The sequence below is a fragment of the Marinicauda sp. Alg238-R41 genome, assembly GCF_947331485.1.
Classification (GTDB): domain Bacteria; phylum Pseudomonadota; class Alphaproteobacteria; order Caulobacterales; family Maricaulaceae; genus Marinicauda; species Marinicauda pacifica.
In genome coordinates, this window is record NZ_CAMZOJ010000001.1 from 247,818 (window position 1) to 268,797 (window position 20,980).

17 protein-coding genes are annotated in these 20,980 nt (G+C 66.0%); 8 read left to right on the plus strand and 9 right to left on the minus strand.

Annotation, left to right across the window (positions count from 1 at the left end):
* Nucleotides 1–68 precede the first annotated feature (68 nt).
* On the minus strand, nt 69–293 hold the full coding sequence (locus PGP17_RS01110) for a hypothetical protein (RefSeq protein WP_270373811.1): 225 nt from the start codon (nt 291–293) through the stop codon (nt 69–71).
* 193 nt (nt 294–486) lie between these two features.
* On the opposite strand from PGP17_RS01110, the gene PGP17_RS01115 reads away from it, so the two are divergent.
* Nucleotides 487–2,553: a protein-L-isoaspartate(D-aspartate) O-methyltransferase gene (locus PGP17_RS01115; protein ID WP_270373813.1), complete on the plus strand. Its 2,067-nt coding sequence runs from the start codon at nt 487–489 to the stop codon at nt 2,551–2,553.
* Nucleotides 2,554–3,148: 595 nt separating this feature from the next.
* Here PGP17_RS01115 and PGP17_RS01120 read toward each other — a convergent pair.
* The gene (locus PGP17_RS01120) at nt 3,149–5,326 is read right to left on the minus strand and encodes an alpha/beta hydrolase (RefSeq protein ID WP_270373814.1); all 2,178 of its coding nucleotides are present in this window, start codon (nt 5,324–5,326) and stop codon (nt 3,149–3,151) included.
* Nucleotides 5,327–5,622: 296 nt separating this feature from the next.
* Here PGP17_RS01120 and PGP17_RS01125 point away from each other — a divergent pair, with 296 nt between their 5' ends.
* From PGP17_RS01125 to PGP17_RS01145, 5 genes are all read left to right on the plus strand, one after another.
* On the plus strand, nt 5,623–7,128 hold the full coding sequence (locus PGP17_RS01125) for a SulP family inorganic anion transporter (protein ID WP_135944893.1): 1,506 nt from the start codon (nt 5,623–5,625) through the stop codon (nt 7,126–7,128).
* A gap of 14 nt (nt 7,129–7,142) precedes the next feature.
* On the plus strand, nt 7,143–8,012 hold the full coding sequence (locus tag PGP17_RS01130; protein ID WP_270373815.1) for a universal stress protein: 870 nt from the start codon (nt 7,143–7,145) through the stop codon (nt 8,010–8,012).
* A gap of 79 nt (nt 8,013–8,091) precedes the next feature.
* Nucleotides 8,092–8,376: a TFIIB-type zinc ribbon-containing protein gene (locus tag PGP17_RS01135; protein WP_270373816.1), complete on the plus strand. Its 285-nt coding sequence runs from the start codon at nt 8,092–8,094 to the stop codon at nt 8,374–8,376.
* Nucleotides 8,377–8,398: 22 nt separating this feature from the next.
* Nucleotides 8,399–8,569: a hypothetical protein gene (locus PGP17_RS01140; RefSeq protein WP_270373818.1), complete on the plus strand. Its 171-nt coding sequence runs from the start codon at nt 8,399–8,401 to the stop codon at nt 8,567–8,569.
* Nucleotides 8,570–8,838: 269 nt separating this feature from the next.
* A complete protein-coding gene (locus PGP17_RS01145; protein ID WP_270373819.1) occupies nt 8,839–9,132 on the plus strand; it encodes a GIY-YIG nuclease family protein in 294 nt (97 codons plus the stop codon).
* A 218-nt stretch (nt 9,133–9,350) separates the two neighbouring features.
* Here the strand turns inward: PGP17_RS01145 and glpK are convergent, their stop codons facing one another.
* Entirely contained in the window at nt 9,351–10,841 is a 1,491-nt protein-coding gene (glpK, locus tag PGP17_RS01150; RefSeq protein ID WP_442915114.1) for a glycerol kinase GlpK, read from the minus strand.
* 87 nt (nt 10,842–10,928) lie between these two features.
* Between glpK and PGP17_RS01155 the strand changes: the two genes are divergently transcribed.
* Both PGP17_RS01155 and PGP17_RS01160 read left to right on the plus strand, forming a co-directional pair.
* Complete coding sequence (locus tag PGP17_RS01155; protein WP_270373821.1) at nt 10,929–11,894, plus strand: alpha/beta fold hydrolase; 966 nt, start codon at nt 10,929–10,931, stop codon at nt 11,892–11,894.
* A gap of 65 nt (nt 11,895–11,959) precedes the next feature.
* A complete protein-coding gene (locus PGP17_RS01160) occupies nt 11,960–12,889 on the plus strand; it encodes an alpha/beta hydrolase (protein ID WP_270373823.1) in 930 nt (309 codons plus the stop codon).
* On the opposite strand, the gene PGP17_RS01165 is transcribed toward PGP17_RS01160, so the two are convergent.
* The 6 genes from PGP17_RS01165 to PGP17_RS01190 are packed head-to-tail and all read right to left on the minus strand — an operon-like array spanning nt 12,865 to nt 20,977.
* Nucleotides 12,865–14,367, minus strand: coding sequence for a flavin-containing monooxygenase (locus PGP17_RS01165; protein WP_270373824.1), 1,503 nt, complete (start codon nt 14,365–14,367; stop codon nt 12,865–12,867). The two genes, PGP17_RS01160 and PGP17_RS01165, sit on opposite strands and share 25 nt — an antisense overlap.
* Before the next feature lie 15 nt (nt 14,368–14,382).
* A complete protein-coding gene (locus PGP17_RS01170) occupies nt 14,383–16,176 on the minus strand; it encodes an AMP-dependent synthetase/ligase (RefSeq protein ID WP_270373826.1) in 1,794 nt (597 codons plus the stop codon).
* The gene (locus tag PGP17_RS01175) at nt 16,136–17,041 is read right to left on the minus strand and encodes a 3-keto-5-aminohexanoate cleavage protein (protein WP_270373827.1); all 906 of its coding nucleotides are present in this window, start codon (nt 17,039–17,041) and stop codon (nt 16,136–16,138) included. The genes PGP17_RS01170 and PGP17_RS01175 overlap by 41 nt, the downstream gene beginning before the upstream one ends.
* A 4-nt stretch (nt 17,042–17,045) precedes the next feature.
* The gene (locus PGP17_RS01180; RefSeq protein ID WP_270373828.1) at nt 17,046–19,007 is read right to left on the minus strand and encodes an ATP-binding protein; all 1,962 of its coding nucleotides are present in this window, start codon (nt 19,005–19,007) and stop codon (nt 17,046–17,048) included.
* A gap of 4 nt (nt 19,008–19,011) precedes the next feature.
* Nucleotides 19,012–19,809 carry an enoyl-CoA hydratase/isomerase family protein gene (locus PGP17_RS01185; protein WP_270373829.1) on the minus strand — a complete coding sequence of 266 codons (798 nt, stop codon included), beginning with the start codon at nt 19,807–19,809 and terminating at the stop codon, nt 19,012–19,014.
* A complete protein-coding gene (locus tag PGP17_RS01190) occupies nt 19,802–20,977 on the minus strand; it encodes an acyl-CoA dehydrogenase family protein (protein WP_135944905.1) in 1,176 nt (391 codons plus the stop codon). Before PGP17_RS01190 ends, PGP17_RS01185 begins: the two co-directional genes overlap by 8 nt.
* Nucleotides 20,978–20,980: the final 3 nt, after the last annotated feature.

Genomic DNA, 20,980 nt, shown 5'->3' on the forward strand with positions numbered 1-20,980 from the left:
CCCCTGCGAGGTCCTTAGGTCGGCACTGCGCCGCCCGGGATTTCAGGGGGACCGGAATTTTCAGGGCATCACGCGCTCGCCTGGACGCCGGCCTCGCTGGCGCAATGGCCGCAGCAATAGACCGCGCCGTCCGCTTCCAGCCCGTGGCCGATCACGCGCGTGCTGCACTTCGCGCAACGCGGGGCGAGCTGTTCGATGGCGCATTCGAAGCAATCATAAGTGTGCGACTTGCCCTTCATCGTGATCTCGATGGGCGAGTGATAATCGTTTCCGCACTGTTCGCACCGGGCCATGGAGTCAGCCTCCTTTTTTTCGTGTGTCCTCCTGACGAAACCCGCTCGCCCGCGCGCGTGTTCCCGGCCGGTACGGCCGCGCCCATCGGGAACACGTCAGAACCGGGGCGCGTTTCGCTGTCATCGAGCGGGACGGTTCCGGCTCGCCATGCCGCCGTCCGCGCTTTCTCAGAGCGACAGACGGGAGACAGCCATGGCCCAGCGCGACTTCTACGGCGACGACCGCAGCGCGATGGTGACCTTCCAGCTCGCGCGGCGCGGCATCGCCACGCCCGCCGTGCTGGACGCGATGAAGGCCGTACCGCGCGAGGCATTCATTCCCGAGGATCTGCGCGAATTTGCCTATGAGGACTCTCCTCTCCCCATCGCGGAGGAGCAGACGATTTCCCAACCCTTCATCGTGGCCCGGATGATCGAGCTGGCCGGCCTCGACCCGTCCGACACCGTACTGGAGGTCGGCGCGGGCTCCGGCTATGCCGCCGCGGTCATGGGCAAGATCGCCGACAAGGTCTACGCCATCGAGCGCCACAAGGCACTGGCCGAACATGCCCGGAAAGTCATCGAGAAACTCGATTACGGCAATGTCCGCATCATTCACGGCGACGGCACGAAGGGCCTGCCCGGCGAGGCGCCTTTCGATGCCATCATCGTCTCGGCCGGGGGCGACATGCCCGCCGCGCTGAAAGACCAGCTCGCGATCGGCGGTTGCCTGATCATCCCGCTCTCGGTCGACGGCCACCAGGTGCTGACCGAGATCCGCCGCATCGACGAAGACGAGTATGAAACCATCGAGCACGACGCGGTCCGCTTCGTGCCCCTGGTCGCCGACCCGGACAAGCCGGGCCATGTGCAGCCCGGCCACAAGACGCCTACCGCGACCCGGCCCGGCCACAGCGCGCCCGACCTTGCCTCCGTCATGGCCGACGCCGCCGAGCCCTTCGATACCCACGAGGACCTGGCCAGGATGGCGGAGCGCTTCGCCGACCGGAAGGTCGTCTGTCTTGGCGAGTCCACCCATGGCACGAGCGAGTTCTATTCGGCCCGCGCAGCCATCACCGAGCATCTGGTGCGCGAGCACGGCTTCAACATCGTCGCCGTCGAGGCCGACTGGCCGGACGCGGCGATCTACGACAAGGCGATCCGCGAAGGCGCGGGCGAGCGCCAGCACGCCGCAGAGCCCTTCACCCGCTTCCCGCGCTGGATGTGGCGCAATGAGGAGACCTGGGCGATGGTCCGCCGGCTGCGCGAGATCAATCGCGGCCGCGAGGAAACATACCAGGCCGGCTTTTACGGGCTCGACGTCTATTCGCTGTGCGCCTCGATCGAGGCCGTCATCGAGTTTCTGGAAGGCGAGGACAGCAACCTCGCGGATGCCGCGCGCGAACGCTATGGCTGCCTGACCCCGTATTGCAGCGAACCGGGCAGCTATGCCCGCATGCGCATCGGGAACGGCTTCCGCAAATGCGAGGACCGGGTGGTCTCGGTCCTGACCGAGCTGCTCAAGGAGCGCGTCGAGAACGGGGAAGGCCTGTTCGATGCCGAGCAGAATGCGCGCATCGTCAAGGAGGCCGAGAAATACTACCGCACCATGTATTATGGCGACGCCAATAGCTGGAATCTGCGCGACAGCCATATGGCCGATACGTTGGACCGCCTGCTGGAGCATCGCGGGCCGGACGCCAAGGCCATCGTGTGGGCGCACAACTCCCATATCGGCGATGCGTCCCAGACGGAGATGGGCTGGATTCGCGGCGAGCACAATATCGGCCAGCTGGTGCGCGAAAAATATGGCGATGACTGCGCCCTGATCGGGTTTTCAACCCATGAGGGCGAGGTGGCCGCCGCCGATGACTGGGACGGCCGGATGCGCGTCAAGACGGTTCGTCCGGCACTGGAAGATGCACACGAGGATCATGCCTTCCGCACGGGCATCGGCCGCTTCCTGCTGGATCTGGGCGCGCTGGACGAGACGCAGCGCCAGCGCCTGTCCGAGCCCAAGCTGCAGCGCGCCATCGGCGTGATCTACCGGCCCGAGACCGAGCGCGCCTCGCACTATTTCCGCGCCAGCCTGGCCAGCCAGTTCGATGCCTGGGTCTGGTTCGCGGTCACACGGGCCGTCGAGGCCAAATCGGCGAGCCGGCGCCTCGGGTCGGTACAAGCTCTCTTTCCTGACGAAAGTCAGGATCCAGGAGAGGACGGTGCGGCGTCATCGGGTGACAGCGCTCCACGATCTCTGGATCCCGGATCAAGTCCGGGATGACGAGCGTTGGAGAGTATTGAAAAACCAAAACCTTCGTCATTCCGGGCGAGCAAAGCGAGACCCGGAACCCAGAGAGGACAGGGTGCCAACGTGCGTCATCCGACCCTTCGAGGCTCGCTACGCTCGCACCTCAGGGTGAGGGGGATGGGCGACATCGAGTGACGCAAACCATCTATATATCAAAACCTTAAGACCATTCTACCTCCCTCATGCTGAGGTGCCCGGCTGACAGCCGGGCCTCGAAGCATCGGAGGGCAAATACCCCTTGGAAAATCCTTAGGTCTGCGCAGGCGAGCCGGCGCCTCGGGTCGGTACAAGCTCTCTTTCCTGACGAAAGTCAGGACCCAGGAGAGGACCGGGCGCCGTCATCGGGTGACAGCGTTCCACGCTCTCTGGATCCCGGATCAAGTCCGGGATGACGAAGTTCGTTGGGGTTCGAAAAACCCGAACCCTTCGTCATTCCGGGCGAGCAAAGCGAGACCCGGAACCCAGAGAGGACAGGGTGCCCACGCGCGTCATCCGACCCTTCGAGGCTCGCTACGCTCGCACCTCAGGGTGAGGGTGTGGGGCGACATCAGATGGAGCCCGCGCCGCCCTAGAACGGCGCGAGGTCCCATACGATGGCGAAGGCGGTCAGCGAGATTGCGGCCAGGCCGGTCAGGGTGATGCCGGCCAGCGTCCCGATGCGCATGCCGTGATGGGCGGCGCGGGCGCGCCAGACCTGGACAATCGCCAGCAGACCCAGCACGCCCGCGATCAGCACGAGCCATGCCCCGGCCCCGGCCGGAGCGGCAAAGCCGGCCAGCAGGGCGAACAGTGAGACCTCGCTCGCCTGGTAGCCGCCGAGCGCGATGAGGGCGGCAAAGCCGAGCCCCGAGGCGGCAGCGAGAACGGCCAGCCACCGGGCGCCGCCGGTTTCGGCCCTGAGCTCGCTGGCCGGGCGGCGATCGATTGCGCGCGCGATCCATCCGAGCGGAAAGGCGAAGACGGCGATCAGCAGGGCCAGGACGGACACCCCGGCCCACGCCCCCGGTCCGGCCAGCGATTGAGGATCGTCAGTGGCCATGATGCCGGCGCGGCGCACGGCGCTGGTCTCGAACAGGTCGAGATAGACGGGGGCGTCCACCCCCTCCTCCAGACACGCGGCGTCGAGCGCGGCGGCGTCGGGATTGTCGAAGAAATCGGTCAGAACCGCGCCGGCACACTCGCTCATGGAGCGGGTCGGACCGTGCCCGGCGAAGGGCACTTCGATATAGCGGCCATTGGAGAAGCCCCGGGCCACACGCTCGGCCAGCGGCGGCGGCGTAACCGGGTCCCAGGCTCCGTTCACGATCAGGGCGGGAATGTCTGTCTCGACCAGCTCGTAGGCGTCGCGATTGCGCGGGCCGAGCCCTTCATCGACACAGACCTGGGCCTGATAGGCGGCGCCTTCCGGCGTGAAGATGAGACCGGCAAAGTGCGGGTTCTCTTCAAGATCGCTTTCCGCCACCCGGGCCGAGGCCGCGTAGTAGCCGTCATTGCAGCGGATGGCATTGGCCATGCCGAGCGAGATCGACATGCCGGCGGCACCGCCCATGTCACCGGAGGCGAGCAGGTCGTAGACCGTCATGTCGTCGGTCTCGACCGCCGTGATGAGCGTGTCCATAACCGCGGGGATGGCCGGATGCTCATCCTGCTCGTACATCATCATGAAGGGCGCGAAGGCGAGGATTTCCCCGCCAAAGCGTACGCGGCCCTCCGGGTAGAGCTCGGTATTGTCCGTCTCCACCACGACCGGCTCGGCCTTGGCCTGCTCCAGCGCCGCGGCAAAGCGCGTCTCCAGATCGTTGCAGACCGACGCATCCTCACAGGTGGAAAACACATTCTCCAGCACCAGGCCGCCCCAGCGGCCCATGCGCATCAGATCGCCGATATCGTTCGGAACGATGGCGTCCAGAACGATGGCGCGGATCCCGTCCGGGTCTTCGCGCACCAGCATCTGTCCCAGATGCGAGCCGTAGGAAATGCCCCAGACATTCCACGCCTCGAAGCCGAGCGCCTCGCGCAGGGCGCGCACATCGCGCGCATTCTCGATCGTGTTGTAGCCGGACAGGTCGATGCCGGCGGCCGCCGCCGTCTGGAAGCAGGCGCGCATGCGCTCGGCGGCCTCGACTTCGGCCTCGTAGACGCTCTCGGTCCACAGGGCGGCCCGGTTGGTGTCGGTGAAATACGGACAGAGATTGCCGCTCGCGCCGATCCCGCGCTGCTCGAGGATGTAAAGATCGCGATGGCGGACGAGGTCATGTTCGCGAAGGCGCGACACATAGCTGGTCACGCCCACGCCCGGGCCGCCGGTCAGATAGATGACCGGATCGTCACGCGTCTCTGCCGCGTCGCCGGCGTCATCCTCTCCGGTCGCGGCGATCTTCACGTAATGCAGGCGGATCAGGCGGCTGTCGGGGTCGGAGCGGTTCTCAGGCACGGTGATGAAGCCGCACTCGATCTCGCCCGGCTCGTAATCGACTTCGCTGCGGAACGGGCAGACGAGGGCAACCGGTCCGGGCAGGTCCTGCCAGGCGCGCGGCTCGGCGGTTGCGGCGTCCAGACCGGGACCGGGGCCGGCGTCGATGTCGGTGTCGGGAGACAGAGTCTCGGCGGCATTTTCCAGCGCCGCCCCGGCCGGGGTCTGGGACCCGGCCTCTTCACCGTCCTGAGCCAGAGCGGGCGAGCCAGCACAGGACAATCCCGTGGCCAATCCGGTGGCCAGTGCCAGAGCCGTCATCAAAATGCGCATTGAATAGTCCCCCAAGACCCGATGCGCGTGCGCATCCCCTTCGGCGATCATGGGAAAACCGGTGCGAGAGCGCAACGGGAAACTCGAAGCTCGCCAGAACGAGGGCCTGTGCCCGTACCATGCGGCAGCGCAGCAACAACCCGGCCTGCAATACCGCATAGCCGCCGTGCAACCCACACCCAGACCTTGTCTCCCGGCGGACGGTGGCGTACGCGCTCCTCCACCTATTCCTGTGTCCGCCCAGACTTGATGCGAGACCGGTGCGTCCTGCGCGCCGGCGCAATGATGAGAACCTGATGAGCCTTTCCCTGGATACCGATCAATTGCTGCGCCATGTGAAACGCGACTGGATCGGCAATGTGCGCGGCGATCTGCTGGCCGGCCTGGTGGTCGCCCTGGCGCTGATACCCGAAGCGATCGCCTTCTCGATCATCGCCGGTGTCGATCCGAAAATCGGCCTCTACGCCTCCTTCTCGATCGCCGTGATGATTTCCTTCACCGGCGGGCGGCCGGGCATGATCTCGGCAGCGACGGCTGCCACGGCGGTTCTTTTCATCACGCTGGTCAAGGAACACGGCCTGCAATATCTGTTCGCGGCCACCATCCTGGCCGGCGTGCTGCAGATCGGCGCCGGCGCGCTGCGGCTCGGCAATCTGATGCGCTTCGTATCGCGTTCGGTGCTGACCGGTTTCGTCAACGCGCTCGCCATCCTGATCGCGATGGCCCAGCTGACCGAGCTGATCAACGTGACCTGGCTGACCTATGTGATGGTCGCCGCCGGGCTGGGGATCATCTATGGCCTGCCGCTGATCACCAAGGCCGTCCCCTCCCCGCTGGTCTGCATCGTGGTGCTGACCGGGATCGCCGTCGCCTTCGGCCTGGATGTCCGCACCGTCGGGGACATGGGCGAGCTGCCCGATACGCTGCCGGTCTTCCTGCTGCCGGACATTCCGCTGAATTTCGAGACGCTGATGATCATCCTGCCCTACTCGGCCGCCGTGGCGGTCGTCGGGCTTCTGGAGTCGCTGCTGACCGCGCAGATCGTCGACGATCTGACCGATACGCCGAGCGACAAGAACCGCGAATGCATGGGCCAGGGGTCGGCCAATATCGTCACCGGCTTTCTGGGCGGCATGGGCGGGTGCGCGATGATCGGCCAGTCCATCATCAACGTGAAGTCGGGCGGACGCGGCCGGCTGTCGACCTTCAGTGCCGGCGTGTTCCTGCTCTTCATGGTGCTGGTGCTGGGCGACTGGGTCGCGATGATCCCGATGCCGGCTCTGGTCGCCATCATGCTGATGGTCGCGGTGGGGACGTTCAGCTGGTCGTCGGTGAAGAATCTGCGCACCCACCCGTGGAGCTCCAGCGTGGTGATGATCGCGACCGTGGCCGGGGTGATCGTGACGCACAACCTGGCGATCGGCGTGCTGATCGGCGTGCTGCTGTCCGCGCTCTTCTTCGCCTGGAAGGTGTCCAACCTGTTCCGCATCGACTCGGTGCTGACCGCAGACGAGCGCGCCCGGGTCTACACGGTGGAGGGCCAGCTCTTCTTCGCCTCGTCCGAAGACTTCCTGAAGAGCTTCGATTTCAAGGAAGCCGTCGACCATGTCACGCTGGACTTGAGCCGGGCGCATATCTGGGACATTTCCAGCGTGCAGGCCATCGACATGGCGGTACTGAAATTCCGCCGCGAGGGCACGCAGGTCGCCCTGGTCGGCATGAACGAGGCGAGCAAGACGCTGGTCGACAAGCTGGGCCGTCATAACGAGCCGGGCGCCGACGACATGTTGTCGGGCCATTAGGGAGAGGACGCATTATGGACCGTATCGTCGCACTGATTGACGCCTCGCCCTATTCAAAGAGCGTGATCGAGCATGCCGCCTGGGTCGCAGGCAAGACCGGCTTCGGGATCGACCTGCTGCACGTCGTGCCGCACCGGCCAAGTGCGGATGCGCCGATCAACCTGACCGGCAATCTGACGCTGGGCGCGCGTTCCGAGCTTCTGGAAAAGCTGTCGCGCCATGACGAGGAAGCCGCGCAGCTGGCGCGCGAGCGCGGGCGGGCACTGATCGACGCGGCCAAGGCCCAGGCCGAGTCGGCCGGCGCGGGCGAGGTCCGCACCCGCCTGCGCACCGGGGGGCTGCTGGAATCGGTCCAGGAGCTGGAAGACGAGGCGCGCCTCATCGTGATCGGCAAGCGCGGCGAGCATGCCGACTTTGCCTCCATGCATCTGGGTTCGAACCTGGAGCGGGTGGTGCGCGCGGCCAAGACGCCGGTCCTGGTCGCCTCGCGCGCCTTCAAGACGCCGCAGCGCGCGCTGATCGCCTTCGATACCGGGCCGAGCGTGGCCAAGGCCGTCGATCACATCGCCAAGGGCCAGCTGTTCAAGGGCATGACCTTGCACCTGTTGCATGCCGGTGAGGAATCGCGCGCCATCACCGACGCGATGGATGGAGCGGCCAACACGCTGGAGGCAGCCGGCTATACGGTGGAGACCTCCATTGTCTCCGGCGAACCGGAAACCGTGATTGCCGGCGAGACCGGAGAGGGCAAGGCCGACCTTCTGGTGATGGGGGCGTACGGCCATTCGCGCATCCGCCGGCTCATCATCGGGTCGACCACGACGCAGATGATCCAGAGATGCCTGGTGCCGGTCCTGCTCTTCCGGCCCGAAACGCTCGGATAATCGGGGCGCGGACCTCTTGATGAAGGCCCGCGATCTCCTAATTGCAGAGCGGTCACATCCCCAATGCAGGAGACGCGCGATGCAATGCCCCGTGGACAATGAAACCCTGGTCATGACCGAACGCCAGGGCGTGGAAATCGACTATTGTCCCAAATGCCGGGGCGTCTGGCTCGACCGGGGCGAACTCGACAAGATCATCGAGAAGAGCGCGGCCGCCGAGGCACGCGGCCCGGCACCGCGCGCCGGGTATGACGAGCGCAGCCGGGACGAGCGCGGCCGTGAAGACAGCCGGTCCGGCTCCTATGGCGGGCACAAGCCGAAGAAGCGCGAAAGCCTGCTCGGCGAGATCTTCGACATCTTCTGATCGGCGCCGCGGCGCCCCGCCCTTGCGCTGGGACGAGCTGTCACGCGTAAGCTCGGGCCACGACTACACGGTCGAAACCCTGCCCCGCCGCCTCTCCAGCCTGAAATCCGATCCCTGGGACGGCTATTTCGATCATGCCGCCCCGTTGAAATCGGGCGCCCTCGACTGGGCGCGCAGCGCGCTGGAGGATTAGAGGCGCCCAGTTTTGCCATCCTTGAAATCCCGGGCGAAGCGCAGCGAAGACCCGGGACCCGGGACCCCGCACAGGCTAATCACCCCGAGGCCCCGGCACTCCCTACCGGTCGGCCGGGGTTTCACCATATTATAGGTCTTGAAATCCCGGGCGAAGCGAAGCGGCGACCTTAGGACCTCGCAGACGCTAGCCACCCCCGGGTGAACCTATCAACTTTTCGTTGCCACGAAGCACACGCCTGCGCATATTTCCCCCAAGGGGAGAAAAAAATGTATCGCGCTTTCGTCTACATCATGACGAACAAGCCGCATGGCGTTCTCTATACCGGCATGTGCAACGAGACCCTGATCCGGCGAATCTGGCAGCACCGGACGAAGGCGATCCGGGGCTTCACGGCGAAACACAATTGCACGCGGCTGGTCTATTACGAGGCTCACGATCACGTCACCCTCGCCGCCGAGCGCGAGCGCAGGATGAAACGCTGGCATCGCGCCTGGAAGATCGAACTCATCGAGTCGATAAACCTCGACTGGCGCGATCTCTACGAGGACCTCACGGTTTGAAGCCCCAGGCGCAGCGAAGATCGCCCTTCCGGCAAAATCACACTCCCTGAAATCCCGGGCGAAGCGAAGCGAAGACCCGGGACCCCCGCAGAGGCTAATCACACCGAGGCCCCGGCGCTCCCTCCGGTCGGCCGGGGTTTCACCATATTATAAGTTTTGAAATCCCGGGCGGAGCGCAGCGGAGACCCGGGACCTCAGAGAGGTTGCCCCCGAGGCCCCTAAAGCCGCGCCCGCTGCACCGCCTTGCGCCAGCCGGCGACCCGCGTGTCCCGGCGCGCGCTGTCCATCTGCGGGGTGAAGTGCCGGTCGGCGCGCCAGACTGCCGCGGCGTCTTCAAGTCCCGAGAACAGGCCCGCCCCGAGCCCGGCCAGGAAGGCCGCGCCCCAGGCCGTCGTTTCGGCATTGACCGGGCGGACGACCTCGGTGTTGCACAAATCGGCCAGGCGCTGCATCAGCGCATCGTTGACCACCATGCCGCCATCGACTTTCAGCCGCGCGACATCCGCGCCGTCGGCGGCCATGGCCGTCAACAAATCCCCGGTCTGGTAGGCGACGCTATCCAGCGCCGCGCGGGCGATCTCCGCCCGGCCGGCCCCGCGCGTCAGTCCGCAGATCAGCCCGCGCGCGTCCGCATCCCAGTGCGGCGCGCCCAGTCCGGTGAATCCCGGCACGAGGTAAATCTCGCTCTCCGGGTCCGCATTCGCGGCCAGCGGCTCGACTTCGCGCGAGTGCGAGATAATGCCGAGTCCGTCGCGCAGCCACTGGATACTCGCTCCGGCTGACAACATCGAGCCTTCCAGCGCATAGCTTGAATGTCCGTTCAGGCGCCAGGCCGTGGTGGCCAGGAGCCGGTTCTGCGAGGCCACTATTCTCGATCCGGTGTTGAGCAGCATGAAGGCGCCGGTCCCGTAGGTCGACTTCATCTCCCCGGGGACAAGGCAGGCCTGGCCGATGGCCGCGGCCTGCTGGTCGCCCGCCGCCCCGGTGATCGGATAGCTCTGACCCAGAAGCCCCGCATCGCTGTCGCCATAACGGCCCGCGCAATCGACGATCTCCGGCAGGAGGGCGCGCGGAATGTCGAACAGTTTGAGCAAGTTATCGTCCCAGTCCTGCGCGGCGAGATTATACAGGCTGGTGCGGCTGGCATTGGTCGCGTCGCTGACATGGACCCGCCCGCCGGTCAGGCGCCAGATCAGGAAGCTCTCCACCGTGCCGAAGCACAGCTCGCCGCGCGCCGCGCGCTCTCGCGCACCGTCGACCGTGTCCAGGATGTAAGCCAGCTTGGTGGCCGAGAAATACGGATCCAGGACCAGGCCGGTGCGCGCCGCCACGTCCGCGCCATGACCCTCGCGCTCCAGCCTGGCCGTCGTGCCCGCCGTGCGCCGGTCCTGCCACACGATCGCGTTATGGACCGGGCGGCCGGTCTTGCGGTCCCAGACCAGCGTGGTCTCGCGCTGGTTGGTGACGCCCAGGCAGGCGATCTGGAAGCCCTTGCGTTCGGCGGCGTGGATCGCGCTGCGGGTCGTGGATAACACGGTCGCCCAGATCACTTCGGGATCGTGTTCGACCCATCCGGGACGGGGATAGATCTGGGAGAACTCCTCCTGGGCGAGGCAAACCATTTCTCCGGCCCGGTCGAACACGATGGCCCGGCTGGAGGTTGTCCCCTGGTCTATGGCGAGAATGGCGGTGGTATCGGTCACATGCATCTCATGGTGTGCGCACTGTCATAGCGGGTTAGGCTGCCCATCACCGGGCTGAAGCGCAAGGCGCAAGACGACAATGAAGGGGCTGGCATGACAGAGGAATTTGCGATCACGCACGTGGAGAGTCCGACCGGGGCGAGCCTGGCGGTGCGCATCGAAGAACCCGAGGGACCGGCCAAGGCCATCGTCATGATCCACCACGGGCTGGCCGAGCATGCCGGACGTTATGCCCGCTTCGCGCGCTTCCTGTCACAGCGCGGCTTCATTGCCTGCGCTCACGATCATCGCGGTCACGGCCAGACCACCGCTCCGGACGCGCCGCGCGGCGTCTTCGCCGGGGATCATGGCTGGGACAAGGTGATGCAGGACGCCCTCTTCCTGCGTGGCTATCTCACTGAACGCTTTGGTGATTTGCCGGTCATCGTTTTCGGTCATTCGATGGGCGGCGTCGTCGCGATGAACCATGCCCAGCAGGAGTACGAGCGTCTGTCCGGGGTTGCGGTCTGGAATTCCAACCTGGTTCTGGGCGGCATGACCGGTCTCATGCGCGCCGTGCTGTGGCTGGAAGGCCTGTTCAAACCTCAGACGGCCACTGCCACGTGGCTGAATACGCTGACCTTTTCCCAGTTCGGCAAGACGGTGAAAGACGCCCGCACCCCGTCCGACTGGCTGTCGCGAATCCCTGAAGAGGTCGATGCCTATATCGCCGATCCCGATTCGGGCTGGCGCGCCTCGATCTCGCTCTGGAAGGATCTGGTGACCGGGTTCGAGCGCGCGGAGTCCAGCGACCGGATCGAGCGCATGCGCCGTGACCTGCCCCTTCATCTGGCCGGCGGCGGCCAGGACCCTGCGACGGACAAGGCCAAGGCCATGCGCACCCTGGCTAGCCGTTTGAAAGCAGACCGCTTTACCGACATCACCTTGCGCATCGACCCCCAGGCCCGGCACGAGACTTTGAACGATCTCGGCTACGAACAGGCCATGGAGGACTTCGCCGAATGGGCCGAGCGCGTCGTGGCTCAGGCAGCGCCGGGCGAAACACCCCTAAATAATTGAACTGTCGTTCAAAAAAGTGGCAGACTGCCCCCGAACGCTGAATGTCCAATCGGGGAGCCTCCTTCATGATCGAACATATTCCGGCGCGGCCCGGCCTTTCGCCCCGGCGCTGGCTGGCCCGGCGCATGGCCCGCAAGGCCGGGCGGACCTCGCTCTCCCCGAACCAGCCCGCCGAGGTGCAGCGCGCCCGTATGGACAAGGCTGGCGACGCCCTGCCGACCGCAAGCGGCGTGGAGGTCAGCCGGATCGAGTATGCCGGCCGGCCCGCCCTGCGCTTCGTGCCGGAAGGCGCACGCGATGGCGTGCTGCTTTTCCTGCACGGCGGCGGGTATTCGCGCGGCTCGGCACAAAGCCACAAGCCGTTTGTCTCCAACCTCTCGCGCGCCCTGCGTCTGGAGGCGATCTCGCTCGACTACCGCCTCGCGCCCGAGCATCCCTGCCCGGCCGCCATTGACGACGCGCTGGCCGCCTACCGCACACTGCGCAGCGACACGCAGGGGCCGATCTTGATGGCGGGCGATTCCGCCGGCGGCGGACTGGCGCTGGCGACCACGCTGCGCCTGAAGGGCGATGGCGACCGCCTGCCGGATGCGCTCTACCTCCTCTCGCCCTGGGTCGACCTGACGATGTCGGGGAACTCCGCGCGCACCAAGGACGGCATCGATCCGATGCTCAAAACCTCGTACCTTCACAAGGGTGCGGAACTCTATCTACATGGCGCGGATGGGCAATCGCCCGACGCCTCGCCGCTCTTTGGCGACCTCACCGGCCTGCCGCCCACCTATATCCAGGTCGGCAGTGACGAAATCCTGCTCGACGATTCCGTGCGTCTGGCGGAAAAGCTCGTCCAGGCCGGTGTCGCGGTGAAATGCGAGATCTGGGAGAAGCTCTGGCACGACTTCCAGCTCTTCGCCCCGCTGCTTCCCGAGGCATACAAGGCGATCAAGCGCGTGCCCGACTGGGCCGCGCCCTATCTTTCCTCCCAAGCCGACTGATCGGGCCGGGCGAGCGTCAGCGCAAAGGCGCTCGCCAGTCCGGACCAGTTATTGGTGATGCGCCCGTCTTCGGTCTTGTACCAGCTCGGGCACGCCCCGGCCCAGACAGTGCCGGCGAGGCTCCTCTGGACGCGCGCATCGAACGCGGCCTGGGCCTGCGGCCGGACGCTCAAGCTCTTCAGGTCGTGCGACAGCAGGCGCTCCACCTTGGCGGCGACATATTCGGCCTGGCGCTCGGTCATGAAGATGATGGAGTTATGCCCCAGATTGGTGTTCGGCCCGTAGAGCATGAAAAGATTGGGAAACCCGGCAACCGCCACGCCGCGATAGGCCGAGGGCGAGGCGCCCCAGACCTCGGCCAGCGTGCGCCCATCCGGCCCGGTCACGCTCAGGGTGGACAGAAATTCGGTGGCCTTGAACCCGGTCGCAAGGATGACCGTATCGGCGTCAATCCGGTCGCCGCCTGCCGTCACGATGGCGTCCGCCTCCAGGTGCGAGATAGGGTCGCTGACCAGCGATACATGCTCGCGCGCCAGCGTCTGGAAATAGGTGTTGGACAGCAGCACACGCTTGCAACCGGGCGCGTAATCCGGGGTCAGAGTCTCGCGCATCGCCGGATCGGGCACGGCTTTTCTGATCTTGCGCTCAAGCTGCCAGCGGGTGAAGCGCGCGGCGAGCGAGCCCTGGCGGAAGGCCGCAAAGCGCATCTCGTGGATCAGGAAACTGCCCGTGCGGTAGAGCCGGCGATAGCCGGGCAAATTGCCAAACAGCCAGTGCTCGGCCCGGGTGAATGTGCGGTCCGGCTTCTCGATCACCCAGTTTGGCGTGCGCTGGAAGACGCTCAGCGTCCTTGCCTGATCGGCCACGATGGGGATGAGCTGGATGGCGCTCGCCGCATTGCCGATCACCGCCACGCGCTGACCTGTCAGGTCGGCCGAGCGGTCCCAGCGCGCGGTATGCATGACCCGGCCTTCGAACCGGTCGAGCCCGGCCAGGTCGGGCGTAAAGGGCTCGGACAGCTGGCCCACCGCGCTGATCACGCTGCGCGCGCTGACACGCTTCCCGTCCGCCAGCGTGACGATCCACCGTCCGGCCTGCGCATCGAATTCGAGTGTCGTGACCGCTGTGTTGAACCGGCAATGGCCGACGATATCGAAGCTGCGCGCGACATCCTCGAAATAGTCCAGGATCTCGTCACGGGGCGCGAATTTCCGGCTCCAGTCGGCCTTTGGCGCGAAGGAGAAAGAGTAGAGATGGCTGGGCACATCGCATCCCGCGCCGGGATACTGATTATCGCGCCAGACACCGCCAACCCCGCCGCTCTTCTCCACGATCACGAAATCGTCGATGCCGCGGCGCTTGAGCTGATAGGCGATGGCGAGGCCGGACATGCCCGCCCCGATCACCAGAACGTCCACGCGGTCCGGCGGGGCGGCCGGAGCCGGGCGCGGACGCGCTTCCGCCCTCTCAGTCCTCATCGTACATGGCGTCGATCAGAGCCTTGTTGCGCTCATCACGATGCGGCGCTTGACCTTCATGGTCGGTGTCAATTCGCCGGTGTCCACGCTCAGCGGCGCGCCGAGCAGGCGGAATTTGCGGATATTCTCCACCCTTGCATAGCGCTGGTTCATCGCGTCCACGCCGCGCTGCACCTCCTCGATCACGGCCGGATGCTCCGGTCCCGGATCGGCGAGCTTGTGGGCCTTGGCAAACGCACTCAACGCATCCGCGCTCAGCGTCATCAGCGCCGTCAGGTAGTGGCGCCCGTCCCCGACCACGACCGCATGCTCGACCAGGTCGATATTCATCAGGTCGGTTTCCAGATTGGCCGGCGTGATGTTCTTGCCGCCGGAGGTAATCAGGATGTCCTTGATCCGGCCGGTAATGGTGACGAAGCCCTCCTCGTCCACCTTCACCACATCGCCGGTCCGCAGGAAGCCGTCCTCGGTGAAGGAGTCCGCGGTCGCTTCGTTATTCTTCATGTAGCCGGAAAACAGGCCCGGCCCGCGCACCAGAAGCTCGCCCTCCTCGCTGACCTTGGTCTCGATCCCGTCGAACGCCTTGCCCACCGTGCCGAGCTTCGTGGCGCCGGGCAGGTTGGCCGTCGTGGGTGCCGAGGTTTCCGACTGGCCGTATCCTTCCAGGATGACCATGTCGATGCCGGTGAAGAAGCGCAGGACTTCCGGGGAGATCGGCGCCGCGCCGGAGATGAAGGTGTCTGCCTGGTCCAGGCCCATCGCCGCCTTGATCTTGCGGGTAACCAGCGTGTTAGCCAGCCCGCGCTGGAGCGAATTGCCCGCACCCGGCGACCGGCCTTCGAGCCTGGCCGCATGCCAGTCGCGATTGACCTTCACCGACCAGTCCAGAAGCGTCTTCTGCAGGCCGCTCGCCTGCTTCATGCGCCCTTTCAGGGTTTCGGCCATCTTCTCCCACACCCGCGGGACACCGAAGAACATGGTCGGCCGGGCCTGCTGGATGTCTTCGGCCAGCGTCTCCATCGAGCGCGCGAAATACATCGCATTGCCCCGGATCGGGTGGCAGTGCAGCGAGGCCTGCTGCTCGGCAATATGGGCCAGCGGCAGGTAGGACAGGCCGCGCCCGTTCTCGTCGCCGCCAAAGGACCGGGTCAGGAGATCGGCCGTCCACGCAATCGCCCCGTGCGACAGCATCACCGCCTTGGGCGGGCCGGTCGTGCCGGAGGTGTAGATCAGCGACCCGATATCGGCCGGCTCGATCGCGTTCAACCGCGCATCGACGCTCCCCTGGAAGCCCTCCTCGCCCAGCGCCAGGAAGCTCGCCCAGGACAGCACGCCCTCGCGCGCCGGCTCGCCGTCCATGACCACAATGGTGCGAAGGTCCGGGCAGTCGCCGCGCACGCTGTCGAGCTCTTCGAGTTGTGCGAGGGATTCGATCAGCAGGACCGGCGCTTCGGAGTGCTGCAGGATATAGGCGCTCTCGGGCGGAGCGCTCGTCCAGTAGATTCCCGCCGGGCGGGCGCCGATCATCATCGCACCGTTGGCCATGATGGTCCATTCCGGCCGGTTGAACCCCAGAATGGCAACCGAGTCGGCCGCATTGACCCCCAGCGAGACAAGCGCACGCGCAGCCCGTTGCGCCATGCCCGCATAGTCGGCCCAGCTGGCTTCAATCCAGTCCGATCCGTCATGGACCAGATAGGCGGTGGCCTCCGGCCGTTTCCGGCCCTGCTCGATCAGCCAGGCCGGAGTGGACGCGAAGCGTTTCTCCTTACCGAGCCGCGGAAGTGTGGTCCACGCCGTCTGATCCATGTTGCTCCTCCCCGAGCTGCATGATGGCGCGCGCGTCTGCGGGCGACGCGACATCGCGTCCCGCATTGCGCGCACACTGTGCCAGGGCCTCGATCAAGACCCCGTTGCCGCCGGCGCGTTCGCCGTCCGGCAGATAGAAGGTATCCTCAAGTCCGGTGCGAAGCATCCCGCCAAGTTCGGCCGTGCGCTGATGGACCGGCCAGATTTCCTGACGCCCGATCAGCGTGGTCTGCCAGGGCGCGCCCTCGCGCTTGTAACCCAGCAGGAGCTCGAGAAGCTTCGCATCCACCGGCATGCCCGAAGCCACGCCCATCACGAAATTATAGTGGGCGGCCGGGGCCATGCCGTTCTCGATATACATGTTGACCGAGCGCACAATGCCGACATCGAAGCACTCGAACTCGGGGTGTGCGCCGGTCTCGTCCATGGCGTCCAGCATCTTCTGGATTTTCTCGACCGGATTGTCGAAGACCATGGGCGGCCAGGCCCAGCTCTTGTCCTTCTTCAGTTTCAGATAATTCAGCGACCCGGCATTGCAGGCGGCAATCTCGGGCCTGATCCGCTTGATCACCGCGATCGGGCCGGACACGTCCGGGCCGACGACGCCGGTGGTCTGGTTGATGATCACGCCGGGGCAGGACGCGCGGATGGCGTCGACCACCTCCTCGCACAGATCGGGGTCCCAGCTCGGGAAATGACCCATCCCCTCGTCCTGCATGCGGAAATGCACGTGCATCACGCTCGCCCCGGCATCGTAGGCCTCGCGCGCGGACGCGGCCATCTGCTCGGGCGTGACCGGGACCGGATGGGTCTTCGGATTGGTGAGCACCCCGTTGAGCGCGCAAGTCAGTACGGCCTTGTCCATGGGTCTAGTCCTGTGTCTGCAGATCGAGTTCGATCAGAATGGTGCCGCTGGCGGCCTGGCTCGCCTCGCTGGCATGAACTTCAGAGACCACCCCGTCCGCCTCTGCGGTCAGGCGCATCTCCATTTTCATCGCTTCCATCACCGCCAGCACGTCGCCGGCCTTGACGGCCTGGCCCGGTTTTACGTTGACGGCGACGACCGTGCCGGAAACCGGGGCGGTGATCTTGGACGGGTCGGTCTCGGCGTCCGGCGCCCAAGGCGAAGCTTCGCGCACGGTGACGATCTGCTCGCCGAGCGCCAGCCACCAGCCGCCATCGGCCAGGCGCACGCCCTGCGTGCTCTGCGCGATGCCATCCAGGCGCCAGTCGATCAGCGCGCCCTCGCCGCCGAGATACTCTGCCTGCCAGCTTTGCTCTCCGGCCGTCACCTCGACGGTGTCAGGCCCGGCCTGTGTCACGAGAACCGGGGACGCCTGTCCGTTCAGCTCCAGATCGAGGCCGAACGTCCTCACCGAGTGCGCACGCATCGCCTCGCCGGGCGCGCGCGCCATGAGCAGTGCGGCCAGCGCCAGCGCCATGTCCGGCGGTTCGGCCGCGGCGAACGGCCCGCTGCCCGCTTCCGACCATTGGTCGAGATCGGCCACGCAGACCTTGCCCGTGCGGAAGGCCTCGCTGTCCAGAAGCCGCAGCAGGAAATCGCGATTGGTCTTCACGCCCAACAAGGGACGCGCCATGAGGCTGGCGCGCAGCCGGTCGATGGCCTCCTCGCGCGTCTGACCCCAGGAGATGAACTTGGCGACCATCGGGTCGTAGTCGGTCCCGATCACATCGCCGGTCTCGACCCCGGCATCGACGCGGTCCTCATACGGCGTGCGCGGTTCGAACAGGGCGATCGGCCCGCTCTGCGGCGCGAACCCGTTGGAGGGGTCCTCCGCGTAGAGCCGCGCCTCGATGGCATGTCCGTGAAACTCGATATCGCCCTGTTCACGCGGCAGGGGCGCACCCGCCGCGACGTCGAACTGCAGCTGGACCAGGTTCAATCCCACGACGGATTCGGTGACCGGATGCTCCACCTGGAGCCGCGTATTCATTTCCAGGAAATAGAAGGCGCCGGACTCGTCCAGCAGGAATTCCACCGTGCCCGCACCGACATAACCGACCGCCTTCGCCGCCGCGACGGCCGCTTCGCCCATGCGTTGGCGCAGCGCCTCGTCCACCGACGGCGAAGGCGCTTCCTCGATCACCTTCTGGCGGCGGCGCTGGGCGGAACAGTCGCGCTCGCCCAGATGAATCGTATGGCCGTGGGTGTCGGCAAAGACCTGGACCTCCACGTGGCGGCCCCGCTCGACATATTTTTCAAGCAGCACTGTCTGATCGCCGAAGGCCGATTTCGCTTCGCGCCGGGCGGATACGAGTGCGTCCTCGAACCCGTCCGCGCTGCGCACCACACGCATGCCGCGCCCGCCCCCGCCGGCCACCGCCTTGATCAGCAAGGGATAGCCGATCTCGTCCGCGCGCGCCTTGAGCTGGCCTTCCGACTGATCCTCACCCTGCCAGCCGGGCAGGGTCGGCACCCCCGCCTCGATCATCAGCGTCTTGGCCTTCGCCTTGTCGCCCATCGCCTCAATGGCATCCGGCGGCGGGCCGATCCAGACCAGGCCGGCCTCGAGGACGGCGCGGGCAAAGGCCGCGTTTTCCGAGAGGAAGCCATAACCCGGATGGATGGCTTCCGCGCGGGTACGCCGGGCCGCATCCAGAATGGCCTCGATATTAAGATAGCTCTGCGCCGCCGGGGCCGGCCCGATGCAGACCGACAGATCGGCGGCGCGCACGAAAGGCATGTCCGCATCCGCGCTCGAATGAACCGCGATCGCGGTAAACTCGCGCTGCTGCGCTTCCTCGATGACGCGCAGGGCGATCTCGCCGCGATTGGCGACCAGGACTGAGGAAAAGGGCCGGGCGTTCATGGCTCTAGCCCTCCACCCAGCGCGGGGCGCGCTTTTCCAGGAAGGCGGTCAGGCCCTCGGCGCCCTCGTCGCTGCGCGCGGCGCGGGCAAAGCTCTTCGCCGCGTCGTGGATCAGATCGCCGGCCGGCTCCAGCCGCGCGCGGCGGATCAGCGCCTTGGTCTCGGCAATCGCGTTCGGCGCGCCGCGCTTGATGTCGGCGAGGATCTGGGACAGGGCCGCCGCACACGAATGCGCACCTTCGCACACGACATGAACCAGCCCCAGGCGCAGGGCAGCGGCCGCCTCGACCTTCCCGCCGGTCACGGCAAGGCGCCGGGCCTCTGAGTAGCCCAGGCGCTCGACCAGGAAGGGTGCGATCTGCGCCGGGACCAGCCCCAGCCCCGTTTCGGGAAGGCGGAACACCGCCGTTTCGCGCGCGATGACCACATCGGCGACGCATGAGAGTCCGAAGCCGCCGCCCATGACGGCGCCTTCTACTACGACGACTACCGGAAGGCCGGAGGCCGCATAGGCTGCGCATAGCTCGCCGAAACGGGCATTGACCCCGGCGATGGGATCGGCGCCATTGTCCGGCTGGGCCTGGGCAGCGCCCATGTCCTTCACGTCTCCGCCCGAGCAGAAATGCCCGCCCGCGCCCGCGAGTACGATGGCACGCGACCCGTCGGTCTCGGCGGTCTCCAGCGCGGCCAGGAGCTCGTCGACCATTTTCAGCGACATGGCGTTGCGCTGTTCTGGCCGGTTCAGCGTCACGTGCGTGATCCCGGCAGAGCGCTCGACCAGGAGGGTTTCGAACTCAGGCATTGCCGGATTGTGCCTTCTTCGGCTTCTCCGGCAGCGTGCCTTCCAGCTTGCAGATAATGCCCAGCATGATCTCGTCCGCGCCGCCGCCGATGGAGATCAGACGGCTGTCGCGATAGGCGCGGCTGATCGGATTTTCGGCGGTAAAGCCCATTCCGCCCCAGTATTGCAGGCAGGAATCGGACACTTCGCGCGACAGGCGCCCGACCTTCAGCTTGGCCATCGACGCCAGACGCGTCACGTCCTCGCCATTGATGAACTGCTCGGTGCAGCGATAGGTCAGCGCGCGCAGGGCCTCGACCTCGGTGCGAAGTTCTGCCAGCCGGAAATGAATGGACTGGTTGTCCAGAAGGCGCTTGCCGAATGTCTTGCGCTCCTTGCAGTACTCGATCGTCAGGTCGATCTGCTTGTCCAGCGCCTTGAGCGAGGAGGCCGCCCCGTAGAGGCGCTCTTCCTGGAATTGCAGCATCTGGTAGAGGAAGCCTGCGCCCTCCTCCCCGATCCGGTTGGATTTGGGGACCCGCACCTCGTCGAAGAAGAGCTGCGCGGTATCGGAGGAATGCATGCCGATCTTCTCGATCTTCTGCTTCTCGATGCCCGGCAAATCCATCGGCACGATGATCAGCGATTTGTTCGAATGGACCGAGCCTTCGGACGTGTTGGCCAGCAGGCAGCACCAGTCGGCCTGAAGCCCGTTGGTGATCCACATCTTGGTGCCGGTGATCACGTAGTCATCGCCATCGGAACGCGCGACGGTCTTGACCGCGGCCACGTCCGAACCGCCGCCGGGCTCGGACACGCCCAGGCACCCCACCATGTCGCCGGCGATTGCGGGCGCGAGAAACTGCTCGCGCAGCGCGTCCGAGCCATAGCGTGCGAGCGCGGGCGTGCACATGTCGGTGTGAACGCCGATCGCCATCGGCACGCCGCCGCAATTGATCAGGCCGAGCTCCTCGGCCAGCACGAGCGAATAGGAGAAATCCAGCCCGGCTCCGCCATATTCTTCCGGCCAACGCAGACCCAGCAGACCCAGATCGCCCATCTTCTTGAAGACTTCGTGGGCGGGGAACTGACCGGCCGCCTCCCATTCGTCGACATACGGATTGATGTCCTTCTCGACGAACTTGGCCACCGTCTCGCGAAGCTGTTCGTGCTGCTCGGTGAATTGCATAGC